Source organism: Microbacterium indicum DSM 19969 (assembly GCF_000422385.1).
Taxonomy (GTDB): domain Bacteria; phylum Actinomycetota; class Actinomycetes; order Actinomycetales; family Microbacteriaceae; genus Microbacterium; species Microbacterium indicum.
In genome coordinates this window covers 53,585-66,783 of record NZ_KE383821.1, presented here as the reverse complement: position 1 = coordinate 66,783, position 13,199 = coordinate 53,585, and the positions used below count along the sequence as shown (strand labels likewise).

12 protein-coding genes are annotated in these 13,199 nt (G+C 72.1%); 6 read left to right on the top strand and 6 right to left on the bottom strand.

The window, feature by feature from the left end; genetic code table 11:
• Positions 1-129: 129 nt before the first annotated feature.
• The gene (locus tag H576_RS15840) at positions 130-1,836 is read right to left on the bottom strand and encodes a sensor histidine kinase (RefSeq protein ID WP_051172761.1); all 1,707 of its coding nucleotides are present in this window, start codon (positions 1,834-1,836) and stop codon (positions 130-132) included.
• 9 nt (positions 1,837-1,845) lie between these two features.
• A complete protein-coding gene (locus H576_RS0112680; protein ID WP_029151229.1) occupies positions 1,846-2,538 on the bottom strand; it encodes a response regulator transcription factor in 693 nt (230 codons plus the stop codon).
• Between the two features lie 269 nt (positions 2,539-2,807).
• Between H576_RS0112680 and H576_RS15835 the strand changes: the two genes are divergently transcribed.
• On the top strand, positions 2,808-3,626 hold the full coding sequence (locus tag H576_RS15835) for an inositol monophosphatase family protein (RefSeq protein ID WP_051172760.1): 819 nt from the start codon (positions 2,808-2,810) through the stop codon (positions 3,624-3,626).
• Between the two features lie 355 nt (positions 3,627-3,981).
• Here the strand turns inward: H576_RS15835 and H576_RS16175 are convergent, their stop codons facing one another.
• The 4 genes from H576_RS16175 to H576_RS0112655 form a co-directional block, all read right to left on the bottom strand.
• Entirely contained in the window at positions 3,982-4,899 is a 918-nt protein-coding gene (locus tag H576_RS16175) for a DUF559 domain-containing protein (RefSeq protein WP_156888233.1), read from the bottom strand.
• 227 nt (positions 4,900-5,126) lie between these two features.
• Positions 5,127-6,770 (bottom strand): DNA repair helicase XPB, encoded by a 1,644-nt coding sequence (locus tag H576_RS0112665; protein WP_029151228.1) that lies wholly within the window; start codon positions 6,768-6,770, stop codon positions 5,127-5,129.
• 35 nt (positions 6,771-6,805) lie between these two features.
• The gene (locus H576_RS0112660; RefSeq protein WP_029151227.1) at positions 6,806-8,485 is read right to left on the bottom strand and encodes a helicase-associated domain-containing protein; all 1,680 of its coding nucleotides are present in this window, start codon (positions 8,483-8,485) and stop codon (positions 6,806-6,808) included.
• Positions 8,482-8,751 carry a hypothetical protein gene (locus H576_RS0112655; protein ID WP_029151226.1) on the bottom strand — a complete coding sequence of 90 codons (270 nt, stop codon included), beginning with the start codon at positions 8,749-8,751 and terminating at the stop codon, positions 8,482-8,484. Before H576_RS0112655 ends, H576_RS0112660 begins: the two co-directional genes overlap by 4 nt.
• A gap of 108 nt (positions 8,752-8,859) precedes the next feature.
• Here H576_RS0112655 and H576_RS0112650 point away from each other — a divergent pair, with 108 nt between their 5' ends.
• The 5 genes from H576_RS0112650 to H576_RS15825 all read left to right on the top strand — a co-directional run bounded on the left by H576_RS0112650 (position 8,860) and on the right by H576_RS15825 (position 12,805).
• Positions 8,860-9,240: a cold-shock protein gene (locus tag H576_RS0112650; RefSeq protein ID WP_029151225.1), complete on the top strand. Its 381-nt coding sequence runs from the start codon at positions 8,860-8,862 to the stop codon at positions 9,238-9,240.
• Complete coding sequence (locus H576_RS0112645) at positions 9,224-9,793, top strand: DUF3027 domain-containing protein (protein ID WP_029151224.1); 570 nt, start codon at positions 9,224-9,226, stop codon at positions 9,791-9,793. Before H576_RS0112650 ends, H576_RS0112645 begins: the two co-directional genes overlap by 17 nt.
• A gap of 9 nt (positions 9,794-9,802) precedes the next feature.
• The gene (serC, locus tag H576_RS0112640; RefSeq protein ID WP_029151223.1) at positions 9,803-10,912 is read left to right on the top strand and encodes a phosphoserine transaminase; all 1,110 of its coding nucleotides are present in this window, start codon (positions 9,803-9,805) and stop codon (positions 10,910-10,912) included.
• An 82-nt stretch (positions 10,913-10,994) separates the two neighbouring features.
• On the top strand, positions 10,995-11,693 hold the full coding sequence (locus tag H576_RS0112635) for an iron-dependent transcriptional repressor DtxR (protein ID WP_029151222.1): 699 nt from the start codon (positions 10,995-10,997) through the stop codon (positions 11,691-11,693).
• A 185-nt stretch (positions 11,694-11,878) separates the two neighbouring features.
• Entirely contained in the window at positions 11,879-12,805 is a 927-nt protein-coding gene (locus H576_RS15825; protein ID WP_156888232.1) for a M23 family metallopeptidase, read from the top strand.
• Positions 12,806-13,199 lie beyond the last annotated feature (394 nt).

Genomic DNA, 13,199 nt, shown 5'->3' with positions numbered 1-13,199 from the left:
CTTTCTCTGGTGGAGCACCACGGTAGGAGGGCGCGCGCCCGCGCCGCGGGGCCGGGAGGCCGGATCCTCGGAGAACTCCGCCGGATCGGCCCCTGTGGACGCGCTGACCCCGCGGTCGACACGCCCGGATCAGGCGGTCTGCGCCGCCAGGGGGAACGCGACCTGGAACGTCGCTCCGCCGCCGCGCGTCTCGAAGACGGAGATCGTGCCTCCACCGCGCTCGACGATCGAGGCGACGATCGCGAGCCCCAGCCCGCTTCCGCCCGTCTCTCGGGCGCGCGAGGTGTCGGCGCGCCAGAAGCGCTCGAAGATCTTCGCGCGGATCTCCTCGGGGATCCCCTCCCCGTGGTCGATCACCGAGATCCACCCCATGCCCTTGACGGGGTCGATGCCGACCTCGAGCTCGATGGGCGACTCGGCGGGGCTGTACCGGCGGGCGTTGCCGAGCAGGTTCGTGACGACCTGCTGGATCCCCTCGGCGTGCCCGCGCACGATCGGGGGCGTGTCGACCTCCTTGCCCTCGGCGGGGGCGGAGAAGTCGAGCGGCGCGATCTCGGGCTGCTCGCCCGTCTTGGGCGCGCGGCGGCGCAGGAAGGGCAGGGGGCCGGTCGTGCGGGGCCTCTTCTTCGGCTCCGCCGCGTCGTCCGGCGTCTCGGCGGCCCCGGACGTCATGGCCTCGCGCGCGCTCGACGACAGTAGCGTGATGGGGCCCGTGAGCGCCTCGAAGGTCGTGTCGTTGACCGCGACCTGGCGCGCGGGGTCGGCGGCGCGCACGTCGAGCGCCGCATCGCGCGCCACGACGCGCAGGTCGACGTCGGTGATCTCGACCTCGCGACGCTCGTCGAGGCGGGCGAGCGAGAGCAGATCCTCCACGAGGGAGGTCATGCGCTTCGCCTCCTTCTCGATCCGATCCATCGCGCCCGCCGTGTCCTCGGGGGTCTGGATCGCGCCCATGCGGTAGAGCTCGGCGTAGCCGCGGACGCTCACGAGCGGGGTGCGCAGCTCGTGGCTCGCGTCGCCGATGAAGCGGCGCATCTTCTCGAGGGCGGCGTCGCGCTCGGCGCCCGACTCGTCGAGCCGGTCGAGCATCGCGTTGATCGCGATCTTCAGCCGGCCGACCTCGGTCGTCGGCTCGATGTCGGTCATGCGCTGCTCGATGTCGCCGTCGGCGATCGACATCGCGGTGTCCTCGACCTGGCCGAGGCGGCGGAACGCGAGGGTCACGAGCCAGCGCGTCACGAGGGCGCCGACGACGAGCGTCAGCATCGTCATCGTCGTGAAGACGCCGATGTAGGTCGTCACGAAGGCGTCGGCCTCGGTGAGGGGCTGCGCGACGATCTGGGCGAGGAGAGCCGAGGTGCCGCCGACGTCGACCTGCACGGGCGCGATCGACGCGCGGTACGCCGTGCCGTCGGCCGCGTGCAGCGTCGTCGCCCCGCCCTGCGCGAGGAACGCGTCCTGCACCGTCAGCGCGGTCGGGAAGACGGGATCGCTCGGCGTGTCGCGCTCGCCGCCCGCGACGGCCATGAGCGATCCGTTCGCGGTGTACATCGCGACGATGTACTCGGTGCGCGGCTCGGGGTTCTTGGGGTCGACCGACACGCCGCCGGCGCCGTCGCTCGAGGCGTCGAACACCGTCTCGAACACGTCGGTTCCCGCGAGCTGCACGACCGACTGGTCGACCGACGAGATGAGCGCGGGCCGGAGGATCGCGAACGACCCGATGCCGGCCGAGATGAGCCCCGCCGCGAGCACGCCGACGGTGACGCCGGTGATCTTCGCCCTGAGGCTGGTCCGGCGCCACCACCGCGTGACGGCGTCGAACGGGGATCCCATGGGCGGTGGCTAGGCCTTGTCGACCTTGAGCATGTAGCCGAAGCCGCGCTTCGTCTGGATGAGCGACTCGCTGGCGTGCGGGTCGATCTTGCGGCGCAGGTACGAGATGTAGCTCTCGACGATGCCGGCGTCGCCGTTGAAGTCGTACTCCCACACGTGGTCGAGGATCTGGGCCTTCGACAGCACGCGGTTGGGGTTGAGCATGAGGTAGCGCAGGAGCTTGAACTCGGTCGGGCTCAGGTCGATGGCGGTGTCGCCGACGTAGACGTCGTGCGTGTCCTGGTCCATCGTGAGCTCGCCGGTGCGGATCACCGACTCCTCCTCGTCGGTCTGCATCGTGCGGCGCAGGACCGCCTGGATGCGGGCGACGATCTCGTCGAGCGAGAACGGCTTCGTCACGTAGTCGTCGCCGCCGACGTTCAGACCCTTGATCTTGTCGTCGGTGTCGTCCTTGGCGGTGAGGAAGATGATCGGGGCGGTGTAGCCCGCGTCGCGCAGGCGCTTGGTGACGCTGAACCCGTTCATGTCGGGGAGCATCACGTCGAGCACGATGAGGTCGGGCTCCTCTTCGAGGACCGCCGAGATCGTCTGCGCGCCGTTGATGACGGTGCGCACCTGGAACCCTGCGAAGCGCAGGCTCTGCGAGAGCAGGTCGCGGATGTTCGGCTCGTCGTCGACTACGAGGATGCGCGGTGCTGTCATGTCCCCATTATGTCGGGTGGACCGTCAGGAGTGTGTGAAATCCGGGCATCGCATAGCGATCGCCTATGAACGCGGTTCCCGCGGCGGCGCCGCGGTCGCGCCCGCGCGGAACGCGACGGGGAGCGTGACGCTCTCGGGGGATCCGCCGTTCAGCAGCTCGTCGACGATGCGCCCGTCCTCGCGCCCGCGCGGCGTGCTGGACCGTCGACGACCCCGCGCAGGCGGCGCACCTCGCGGCGCTCGGCGTCGACTCGATCACCTCGAACGACGTGGCCGCCGTGCGCGCCGCCTCGGTCGACGAGTCGTCGCGCCGCCTCGCGATCGTCGCCGAGCTCGCGCACCACGGCGCCGAGGTCGTCGCCCGGGCGCGGCGCGAGGGTGTCGGGGACGTCGACACGAAGGCGAGCCCCGCGGATCACGTCACGGAGGTCGACCGCGGCGTCGAGCGCTGGGTGCGGGCCGTCATCGGCGTGCAGTTCCCGGGGCACGACATGGTCGGCGAGGAGTACGGCGGGTCGGCCTCGGCCGGGCGGCCGTGCTGGTACCTCGACCCCGTCGACGGCACCGCGAACCTCGCGAACGGCGTGCCGTGGACGAGCCTCTCGCTCGCGCTCGTCGAGGGCGGTCGGCCCGTCGTCGGCGCGGTCCTCGACCCCGTCGGCGGCGTTCCGATCGTGGCGGCCGAGGGGCGCGGGGCGTGGCGCGCGGGCGAGCGCCTCGCGATCGCCGACCCGGGCGGGGAGGATCCGCTGTCCGGCCGCATCGTGACGACCGAGCTCGCGGGCGCCGACCCGTGGCCGGGGTTCGTCCCGCTCCTGGAGGATCTGGCCACGCGGCACTGCACGACGCGCGTCCCCGGATCCGGCACGGCGACCCTCGCGGGCGTCGCGCTCGGCCGCGGCGTGGCCGCGATGGTGCACCGCTACAACCCGATCGACCACGCGACCGCGATCCTCGTCGTGTCGGAGGCCGGCGGCGCGGTCCTCGGCCACGACGGATCGCCGACCCTCGCCCCCGCGGCTGCCCCCGTCTTCACGGGGACCCCGTCGGCGGCGCGCGCCCTCGCGGCGGAGTACGCGGCGGTGTAGCGCGCCCTCCGGGTGCGCAGGTGGTCGCGGATCGCTCTCCCGCGCGACCATGTGCGTACCCGGAGCGGCCGCGGGTTCGTTCCGGGTGCGCATGTGGTCGCGGATCCGGCTCGCGCGCGACCACATGCGTACCCGGAGCGCGCGGGGGCGGGGTGTGCGGGCCCGCGTTGGCCCCGGTGGGATCCGCGGCTGGGTCTTCCGGGTGCGCATGTGGTCGCGGATCCGGCCCTGCCGCGACCATGTGCGTACCCGGAGCGGCGGCCGGTTCGTTCCGGGTACGCAGGCGGTCGTGGATCGGGCTCTCGCGCGACCATGTGCGCACCCGGAGCGTACGAGCGCCACTCCGGGGCTCGCGTCAGCGGATGAGGGCGCCGCGCGCGCGGAGGGCGGCCGCGATCCGCGCGCGGAGCTCGGGCGGGCGGGCGAGCAGATCCTTCGTGACCTGCAGCACGATCCACCCGGCCGCGCGGAGGCGCTCGATCCGCTCGATGTCCTGCGCGTAGGTCTCGGCGTGCATCGCGCCCTGGTACTCGACCGCGATCCTCAGCCGCCGATACGCCATGTCGACGCATCCGAGGAAGCGGCTGGATGCGTCGCGGACGTCGACGTTGAGATCGGGCTCGGGCAGACCCGCGCGCAGGATCGCGCACCGCAGCTTCGACTCGCGCGGAGACCAGCTGTCTCGGCGGATCCACTCGAGCGCGGCCCGGAGATCCGATGCTCCGACGCGGCGCCCGCTCGCCGCCGCGCGCAGCTCGTCGATCGTCGCGAGAGGGGGACGCCCGGGATCCGGGCGGCCGACCCCGACCCGCCACACCCGGCACAGGAAGTCGCCGACGGCGACGATGTCGTCGACAGGCAGATGCCCGAGCTGCGCCCACGTCGTCGGCGGCGACGCGACCGGCAGTCCGTCGACCTCCGCCACACGGGCGAGAGGCGAGCGCTCGCGGTGGGCTCGGACGCCCCGCGACCGCGGGAACGCCGCGTCGCCGAGTGCGCTGACGTGGATCCGTTCGTCGCCGACCGGGACAGGCGCCCCATAGAGGACGGCCGCGGTCTCGTGGCTGAAGACGTGGCCCGTTCCGAGCCGCGGGGCGAAGGCGCGGGCGAGCCCGCGGATCCGTTCCTCGCGCCCGCTCTCGGCGAGCAGATCCGGTTCGGCGCGGATCGAGTGGAAGGGATGATCCCAGCGCGGCCGTCGCAGCTGCCCGCGCGTCATGCCCGACGCGAGCGCGTCGCGCACGAGGAACGCGGGGCCGAGAGAGGATTCCATGCTCTTCACGGTGCCCTGTCGGACGGAGCCGAAACGGGTTATCCACAGGAAGATCTCGCGGCGCGGCCGATCGGATCCGTTCCGGGTGCGCAGGTGGTCGCGAATCGCCCGCCCGGGTGACCATTCGCGTACCCGGAGCGGGCCGCGGATCCTTCCGGGTGCGCAGGTGGTCGCGAATCGCCCGCTCGGGCGACCACTCGCGCACCCGGAGCGGCGCGCGCGGCGCGCTATGCCGCGATCAGGTCGTCGGTGTCGAGGATCTCGTAGCTGTAGCCCTGCTCCGACAGGAAGCGCTGGCGGTTCTGGGCGAAGTCCTGGTCGACGGTGTCGCGCGCGATGAGGGTGTAGAAGCTCGCGGTGTGATCGGTCGACTTGGGGCGCAGAAGGCGGCCGAGGCGCTGCGCCTCCTCCTGGCGCGAGCCGAACGACCCCGACACCTGGATCGCGACCGACGCGTCGGGCAGGTCGACCGAGAAGTTCGCGACCTTCGACACGACGAGCAGCTTGAGGGACCCCTCGCGGAACGCCTGGAACAGCCGCTCGCGCTCGTCGACGGGCGTCGCCCCCGTGATCTGCGGGGCGCCGAGGGCGTCGCTCAGCTCCTGCAGCTGGTCGAGGTACTGGCCGATCACGAGGATCTGCTCGCCCTCGTGGCGGGCGATGATCTCGCGGGCCGCGTCGATCTTCGCCGTCGCGGTCGACGCGATCCGGTACCGGTCCTCATCGGCGGCGGCCGCGTATTCGAGGCGCTCCGACGCCGGCAGATCGATGCGCACCTCGTAGCAGGCGGCGGGGGAGATGTAGCCCTGGGCCTCGATCTCCTTCCAGGGCGCGTCGAAGCGCTTGGGGCCGATGAGGCTGAACACGTCGCCCTCGCGGCCGTCCTCGCGCACGAGCGTCGCGGTGAGGCCGAGGCGGCGGCGCGCCTGCAGGTCGGCCGTCAGCTTGAAGACGGGCGCGGGCAGCAGGTGCACCTCGTCGTAGACGATGAGGCCCCAGTCGAGCGCGTCGAGCACGTCGAGGTGCGCGTACTGGCCCTTCCGCTTCGAGGTGAGGATCTGGTAGGTCGCGATCGTGACGGGCTTGATCTCCTTGACCTGGCCCGAGTACTCGCCGATCTCGTCCTCGGTCAGCGTCGTGCGCTTGAGCAGCTCGTCGCGCCACTGCCGCGCCGACACCGTGTTCGTCACGAGGATCAGGGTCGTCGTGCCCGTCGCCGCCATGGCGCCGGCGCCGACGAGCGTCTTGCCCGCGCCGCAGGGGAGGACGACGACACCGGATCCGTCGTGCTGGAACGTGTCGACGGCCTGCTGCTGGTACGGCCGCAGGTTCCAGCCGTCCTCGTCGAGGTGGATCTCGTGGGGCGTGCCGGGGGTGTAGCCCGCGAGGTCCTCGGCGGGCCAGCCGATCTTGAGCAGCTCCTGCTTGATCTGCCCGCGCGCCCAGTCGTCGATGATCCACGTCTCGGGCGTCGGGTGGGTGAGCAGGAGGTTGGCGATGCGCTTGTTGCGCGACACCTCCTGCAGAACGGCGCGGTCGTCGGAGGCGAGCAGCAGCTCGCCCTCGTCGCCGCGGCGGATCGTGAGGCGCCCGTAGCGGTTCACGGTGTCGCGCAGGTCGGTCGACACCGACGGCGGCACGGGGAAGCGGCTCCACCGGTCGAGCGTCTCGAGCATGTCGTCGGCCGTGTGCCCCGCGGCGCGCGCGTTCCACAGCCCGAGCCGCGTGATCCGGTAGGTGTGGATGTGCTCGGGGGCGCGCTCCAGCTCCGCGAACACCGCGAGCGCGTGACGCGCCGCCTCGGCATCGGGGTGGGCGACCTCGAGCAGCACGGTGCGGTCGCTCTGGACGATGAGGGGTCCGTCAGCCATAGCTCCCCATTTTATCCGCCCGTGGCGGCTCCGGATCAGAGGCGCCGCATCGAGCGGATCAGCGAGACCGGAAGGGTTCGCTCGACGTCGGCCGCCGCATCGAGGCCGCGCATCCGCCCGCCGCCCATGCCCGTCGCCTCGAGGCGCAGCTCGCGGACGGATCCGTCGGGCATCGCGACCTCGACGACGATCGTGGCGCGCTCGCGCACGGCCGCGTCGAGCTCGCGCTCGAGCCAGGCGGCGTCGGCGTCGGGGCCCTGCCCGGCGCGGAGCCGCGCGATGAGCTCGTCGTACGAGTGCTCGTCCTGGGCCTCGACGATTCTGCCGCGCTCGAGGGTGCGCGCGGATCCCTCGTCGTCGACCGCGACGACCGGGTACCGCGCGTCGGACAGCGCCCAGTACACGGCGTCGCGCGAGGCGCGCGAGCGCAGGACCTCGCCGTCGCGGACGAGCCCGAGCGACGAGAGCGCCTGGTCGACGGCGAGGGTGCGGAGCACGTCGGGGGCGGGGCTCGTCACGATCGTGTGGCCGAGGGCGGGGTCGGTCCCGACGCGCACGAGGCCGTAGCGATCGGCGACGCGGTCGATGAGGTAGCCGAGCGGCTGCGGGAGCCCGGAGAGCGAGAGCCCCGTGAGGAATTCGCGCATCGACTCGGCGGTCTCGCCGCGCCCCACGGCCGCCGCGAGCGACGCCTCCGTGAAGCGGTAGGTCGACGCCTGCGCGTGCGATTCGCGCACCGCCATGGTGCGCAGCCGCACGTCGAGCGCGGGCGCGAGGGGGCCGGGGCTGATCGCCGAGAGGTCGTTCTGCAGGTAGAGGCGGTCGACCTCGCTCGGCAGGAGGGCGGCGAGGAGGGCGGGATCCGGGGCGTCCCCGCGGCGCAGCGGCTCGGCCCACGCGGGCTCGCCGTCCGACGCGATGAGGCCCAGCAGGTCGGCGAGCGCCGTCCACTCGGCGGCGGCGGCGGGCCACGCGGGGTCGAGGGGGTACGCGCCGGCCCACAGTGCGGGGTCGATCCACCCCGCGCCGTCGCGAAGCCCGGCCGGGAGCGCATCGCGCAGGGATCCCGCGAGGCGCGCCCACCGCTCGGGCGTCGACAGCTGGACCCACGCGGATCCGTCCGGCGTCGTCCCGATCGCGCGGCCCTCGCTGCGGAGGACGCCCGTCACGACCGCGAGGCGCACGACGAGGTCGGCCTCGCCCTCGCGCACGATCTGCTCGTCGACGAGCCGGCGCCGGTCTCCCGCCGCGAGCGCCCCCGTGCCGACCCGCGCGAGGGGCGCGGTCAGGGCTCCGATCGCGATGTCGCCGATCGCCGTCACGGTCGTGAAGGCGCGTTCGGCCGCCCGAGCGGCCGCGTCGTCGGACGCGGGCCGGGGGTCCTGAGCGGGCGCCGCGTCGATCTCGGCGTCGCCGATCGCGGCGGCGACGGGGGCGATCGCCCGACCCTCAGCGTCGGTCAGGCCGAGGAGGCGGATCGGATCCCCGTGCGTCAGCGCCGCGAGCTCGGCGCGCGGGAGGCCCGCGACGGCGGCCGCGATCGCCTCGGGTTGGAGGAGCGACTCGGCCGCGTCGAAGAAGTCGCGCCAGGTCGACGCGGGAGCCGAGGCGGGGGAGATCCGTCGGGCCGCGAACAGCCGCGCGAGGTCGTGATCGTCGGAGGCGCCGAGCGCCTCCGCGATCCGACGGGCCGCGCCGCCGTCGACCCGGTTCATCCCCTGTTGGCCCTGCCCCGCCGGATGAAGCTCATGACGAGCAGCACGAGCAGGAGGACGAACGCGATGATCGGCCCGATCATGACGATCATCGACACCATGGGCCACGCGCCCTCGCCCATCGCCTCGTGCGGGACGCCCGCGGCGCTCGCGATGATCACGGCGAGGAAGCAGACGATCGAGAGCATGACGATCCCCAGCGACATGAAGGCGAGGATCCTGTCGATCCGCCGGACCGGGGGTCCGTCATTGCGCGACGTGCTCATCCCCTCGAGACTAGTGCACACGGAACCGTGCGCGGCCTCGCGGGTATCCTGGAGGAGAGGGATCAGCGCGATCCCTCTTCGTTCGTTTACAGCAGCAGTGAGGTAGCCATGCCCACCGGCAAGGTCAGGTTCTACGACGACGAGAAGGGCTTCGGCTTCATCTCGTCCGACGACGGGCAGGACGTGTTCCTGCACGCCAGCGCACTTCCCGCCGACGCGTCCCTGCGTCCGGGCACGCGCCTCGAGTTCGGCGTCGCCGACGGCCGCAAGGGCCCGCAGGCGCTCTCGGTGCGCGTGCTCGACGCCCCGCCGAGCGCCGTGAAGGCGCACCGGCGCCCCGCCGACGAGATGGCGATCATCGTCGAGGATCTCGTGAAGCTGCTCGACGGCATGGGCGGCGACCTGCGCCGCGGCCGCTACCCCTCCAACTCGCACGCGCGCAAGGTCGCGCAGGTCCTCCGGAAGGTCGCCGATGACATCGACATCTGAGGCCGATCCGCGCCTCGTGGGCGCGACGGATCTCGCGCTCGCCGCCCTCAGGGAGATCACCGCTCCCGAGACGATCGGCGCGCCCGCCGGCCACGCCGTCGCCGACGACGGCGTCGTCTCGCTGAGCTTCGAGAACACGATGCCCGGGTACCCGAACTGGTTCTGGACGGTGTCGCTCGCCGTCGTCGAGGGATCCGAGCCGACGGTGCTCGAGGCCGAGCTGCTGCCGGGCGACGGCGCGATCCTCGCCCCCGAGTGGGTGCCGTGGTCGCAGCGCCTCGAGGAGTACAAGGCCGCGCAGGCCGCCGCGGCCGAGGCCGCGGCGCACGACGCCGAGGCCGACGCGGACGACGACGAGGTCGAGGACGACTACGACGATGACGACGAGTCGGATGAGGACGAGGGCGACGCCCCGATCCTCCATGCGGGCGACCTCGACGGCGTCGACATCGACGAGCTCGACGACTCGGCGGGCGACCACGATGACGAAGACGATGAAGGCGACGAGTCGGAAGATGACGACGCGTCCGAAGACGGCGAGCGCGACTCCTAAGATCGTCGTATGACGCTCGAGATCCCCTCTGACCTTCTGCCCGTCGACGGCCGTTTCGGCTGCGGTCCCTCGAAGGTGCGGCCCGAGCAGGTCTCGGCGCTCGCAGCGGTCGGAGGGTCGCTCCTCGGCACCTCGCACCGCCAGGCCCCGGTCAAGAACCTCGTCGGCAGCGTGCGCGAGCGTCTCGCGGCGCTGTTCGGCCTGCCCGAGGGCTACGAGATCGTCCTGGGCAACGGCGGATCCACGGCGTTCTGGGACGCGGCGGCGTTCGGCCTCATCGAGAAGCGCAGCCAGAACCTCTCCTTCGGCGAGTTCGGCGGCAAGTTCGCCAAGGCCGCGGGCGCCCCGTGGCTCGAGGCTCCCGACGTGCGCACGTCCGAGCCCGGCACGATCGCGCGGCCCGAGGCCGTCGCCGGCGTCGACGTGTACGCGTGGCCGCACAACGAGACCTCGACGGGCGCCTACGCCCCCGTCACGCGCGCGGCGGGCGACGAGGGCGCTCTCACGGTGATCGACGCGACGAGCGCGGCGGGCGGGATCGCCGTCGACGCCTCGCAGTTCGACGTCTACTACTTCGCGCCGCAGAAGAACCTCGGCTCCGACGGCGGGCTGTGGCTCGCGGCGATGTCGCCCGCGGCGATCGAGCGCGCCGAGCGCATCGCGGCGTCGGGCCGCTACGTGCCCGAGTCGCTGAGCCTCACGACGGCGATCGACAACTCCCGCAAGAACCAGACGTACAACACCCCCGCGATCACGACGCTGCACCTGCTCGACAGCCAGCTCGGCTGGATCCTCGACAACGGGGGCCTCTCGTGGGCCGACGCGCGCACGCGCGAGTCGTCGGGCGTGCTCTACGACTGGGCGGCGCGCACCGCGGGGGCAACCCCGTTCGTGGCGAACGAGGCCGAGCGCTCTCCCGTCGTCGCGACGATCGACTTCGACGAATCGATCGACGCCGCGGCCATCGCGAAGACGCTGCGCGCCAACGGGATCGTCGACACCGAGCCCTACCGCAAGCTCGGCCGCAACCAGCTGCGCATCGCGACCTTCGTGTCGATCGACCCCGACGACGTCCGTCAGCTCACGAAGTCGATCGACTTCGTTCTGGCGAACAGCTGACAGCGGCCGTACGCCGCGGGCCCGCCGCGGATCCGCGGATTAGGATGGCCTTACCCGTGATCCGTTCGACGAAAGCGCACCCATGGTTGACCTGATCGACACCACCGAGATGTACCTCAAGGCCGTCCTCGAGCTCGAGGAGGAGGGCGTCGTGCCTCTCCGCGCGCGTATCTCCGAGCGCCTCGGCCACTCGGGACCGACGGTGTCGCAGACGGTCGGCCGCATGGAGCGCGACGGCCTCATGCACGTCGGAGAGGACCGTCGCCTGGTCTTCACCGAGCTCGGCCGCCGCACGGCGATCGAGGTCATGCGCAAGCACCGCCTCGCCGAGCGCCTCCTCAGCGACGTCATCGGCCTCGACTGGGCCTACGTCCACGAGGAGGCCTGCCGCTGGGAGCATGTCATGAGCGAGGGCGTCGAGCGTCGCCTCGTCGAGCTCCTGGGCCACCCCGACGAGTCGCCGTACGGCAACCCGATCCCAGGCCTCGCAGGCCTCGGCGACGACGACGTGCCCGTCGACTTCGGCGACGGCGTGATCAGCGCCGTGAAGAAGCTCGACGCGGCGGGAGCGCCGATCCAGGGCACGGTCCGGCGCCTCGCGGAGCCGATCCAGGTCGAGCCCGAGCTGCTCGGCCAGCTGCGCGACGCCGGCGTCATGCCGGGCGCTCAGGCCGACTTCCGGTACAGCGAGGGCTACGTCCTCGTGCAGGTCGACGGGGTCGACGAGGGCATCGAGCTGCCCGTCGACATCGCGGCCCACGTGTTCCTCGCGGCCGAGTAGTTCCTGGGCTCCGTGATCGGAGCGTGACTTTTCCGTTATCTTTCGTTACCGTGGAGCGATACCACCCGGTAGCTCTGTGGGAAATCGCCTCTCCGGCTCGCCCTTCCCGCGGAGTCACACTGTGCCCCCAACCCAGTGCTGGCGAGTCGGCGCGTCCCTGAGCGCGAGGCGACGGAGGAACCCCATTGTCGAACACCCCCACGAACGGCGACGAGCTCGCCGAGTCGGGCTCAGCCCGACCGCTGACGAGTCGCCGTATGGTGGCTGCCGCGCGCCGCGAAGCCCGAAGCGCTGAGCGCGCGACCCGACGTCCTTCGTCGTCCGCGCCCCGCCGGGCCCGCGGATCCAAGCCGTTCCGCACGGTCGGAACGCTCGTCGCCGCACTCGCCCTGATCGCGGGTGTCGCGATCCCCGCCTACGCCGTCACGCAGGGCGGCGCCACGGCGTCGGCCTCCGACAGCGCGAGCGTCCGCGACGTCGCCTCGGGCGACGCCCAGTCGTTCGCGTCGAGCGAGGACGTCCAGCAGTCGGGTCTCTCGACGACCGACTACTCGGCCACGACGGCCGAGGAGATCGCGCAGAAGAAGGCCGAGGAAGAGGCGCTCGAGCGCGCCAAGGAGCAGGCTGCGGCCGCCGCGGCCGCGGCGTCGTCCACGGTCGACTCCACGTCGACCGACGAGGCGAGCGGAACGGTCGCGAGCGCGTCGACCGCGACGCCGGTCAACGGCCTCGTGTTCCCGCTCCCCGGCGGCTACACGCTCGGCGACGGCGTCGGCTACCACAGCGGTCACTACGCGAGCCTCCACGAGGGCCAGGACCTCCTGATCGCGTGCGGCACCCCGATCTACGCGGCCGCCGACGGCGTCGTCGAGACGGCGGGCGTCACGGGCGGCTACGGCAACTTCGTCAAGTACTCGTCGACGGTCGACGGCCAGAACCTCACCTTCGGCAACGGCCACATGCAGTCGATCTCGGTCTCGGTCGGTCAGTCGATCACCCAGGGCCAGGTCATCGGCTACGTCGGCAGCACCGGCTACTCGACGGCCTGCCACCTGCACCTCGAGATCCACCAGAACGGCTCGCTCGTCTACGACGTCATGGGAACCTTCTGATCCGAAGCCCTTCCGAGAACGCCCGCTCCTCCTCCCGAGGGGCGGGCGTTCTCGTGTTCTCCGCGATTTAACCTCCCGTCGCGCCGCCGGGCGTGTCGCGTGCGTTACTCTTTACGCGTCGCCGCACCAGCCGCACGCGAAAGGAGAGCCTCATGGATCAGCGCGCACGCACCCGAACCACGGTTGCGCTGGGTCGCTATGTTCTGAGGCATTCTGTGTGCACATGCCGCGCTCTGAGCGCGGTCGCAGACGTGGCGTTGCCCTTCGGGCAGCGCCTTTTTTCGTCCTCCGCGCGGGCTGTCGGCGATTCCACAATGCAGAGCTCGGAAGCCATCCGGGCCGTATCGAAAGGAATCCGCGTATGCGCACCCTCGTCCTGAACGCGGGATACGAG

Coding starts and splice junctions, on each gene's coding strand:
- H576_RS0112660 (WP_029151227.1), bottom strand. CDS start 8,485: ATGAACCGGGTCGACGGCGGCGCGGCCCGTCGGATCGCGGAGGCGCTC.
- H576_RS0112635 (WP_029151222.1), top strand. CDS start 10,995: ATGGTTGACCTGATCGACACCACCGAGATGTACCTCAAGGCCGTCCTC.
- H576_RS0112665 (WP_029151228.1), bottom strand. CDS start 6,770: ATGGCTGACGGACCCCTCATCGTCCAGAGCGACCGCACCGTGCTGCTC.
- H576_RS0112680 (WP_029151229.1), bottom strand. CDS start 2,538: ATGACAGCACCGCGCATCCTCGTAGTCGACGACGAGCCGAACATCCGC.
- H576_RS15840 (WP_051172761.1), bottom strand. CDS start 1,836: ATGGGATCCCCGTTCGACGCCGTCACGCGGTGGTGGCGCCGGACCAGC.
- H576_RS16175 (WP_156888233.1), bottom strand. CDS start 4,899: ATGGAATCCTCTCTCGGCCCCGCGTTCCTCGTGCGCGACGCGCTCGCG.
- serC (WP_029151223.1), top strand. CDS start 9,803: ATGACGCTCGAGATCCCCTCTGACCTTCTGCCCGTCGACGGCCGTTTC.
- H576_RS0112645 (WP_029151224.1), top strand. CDS start 9,224: ATGACATCGACATCTGAGGCCGATCCGCGCCTCGTGGGCGCGACGGAT.
- H576_RS0112650 (WP_029151225.1), top strand. CDS start 8,860: ATGCCCACCGGCAAGGTCAGGTTCTACGACGACGAGAAGGGCTTCGGC.
- H576_RS0112655 (WP_029151226.1), bottom strand. CDS start 8,751: ATGAGCACGTCGCGCAATGACGGACCCCCGGTCCGGCGGATCGACAGG.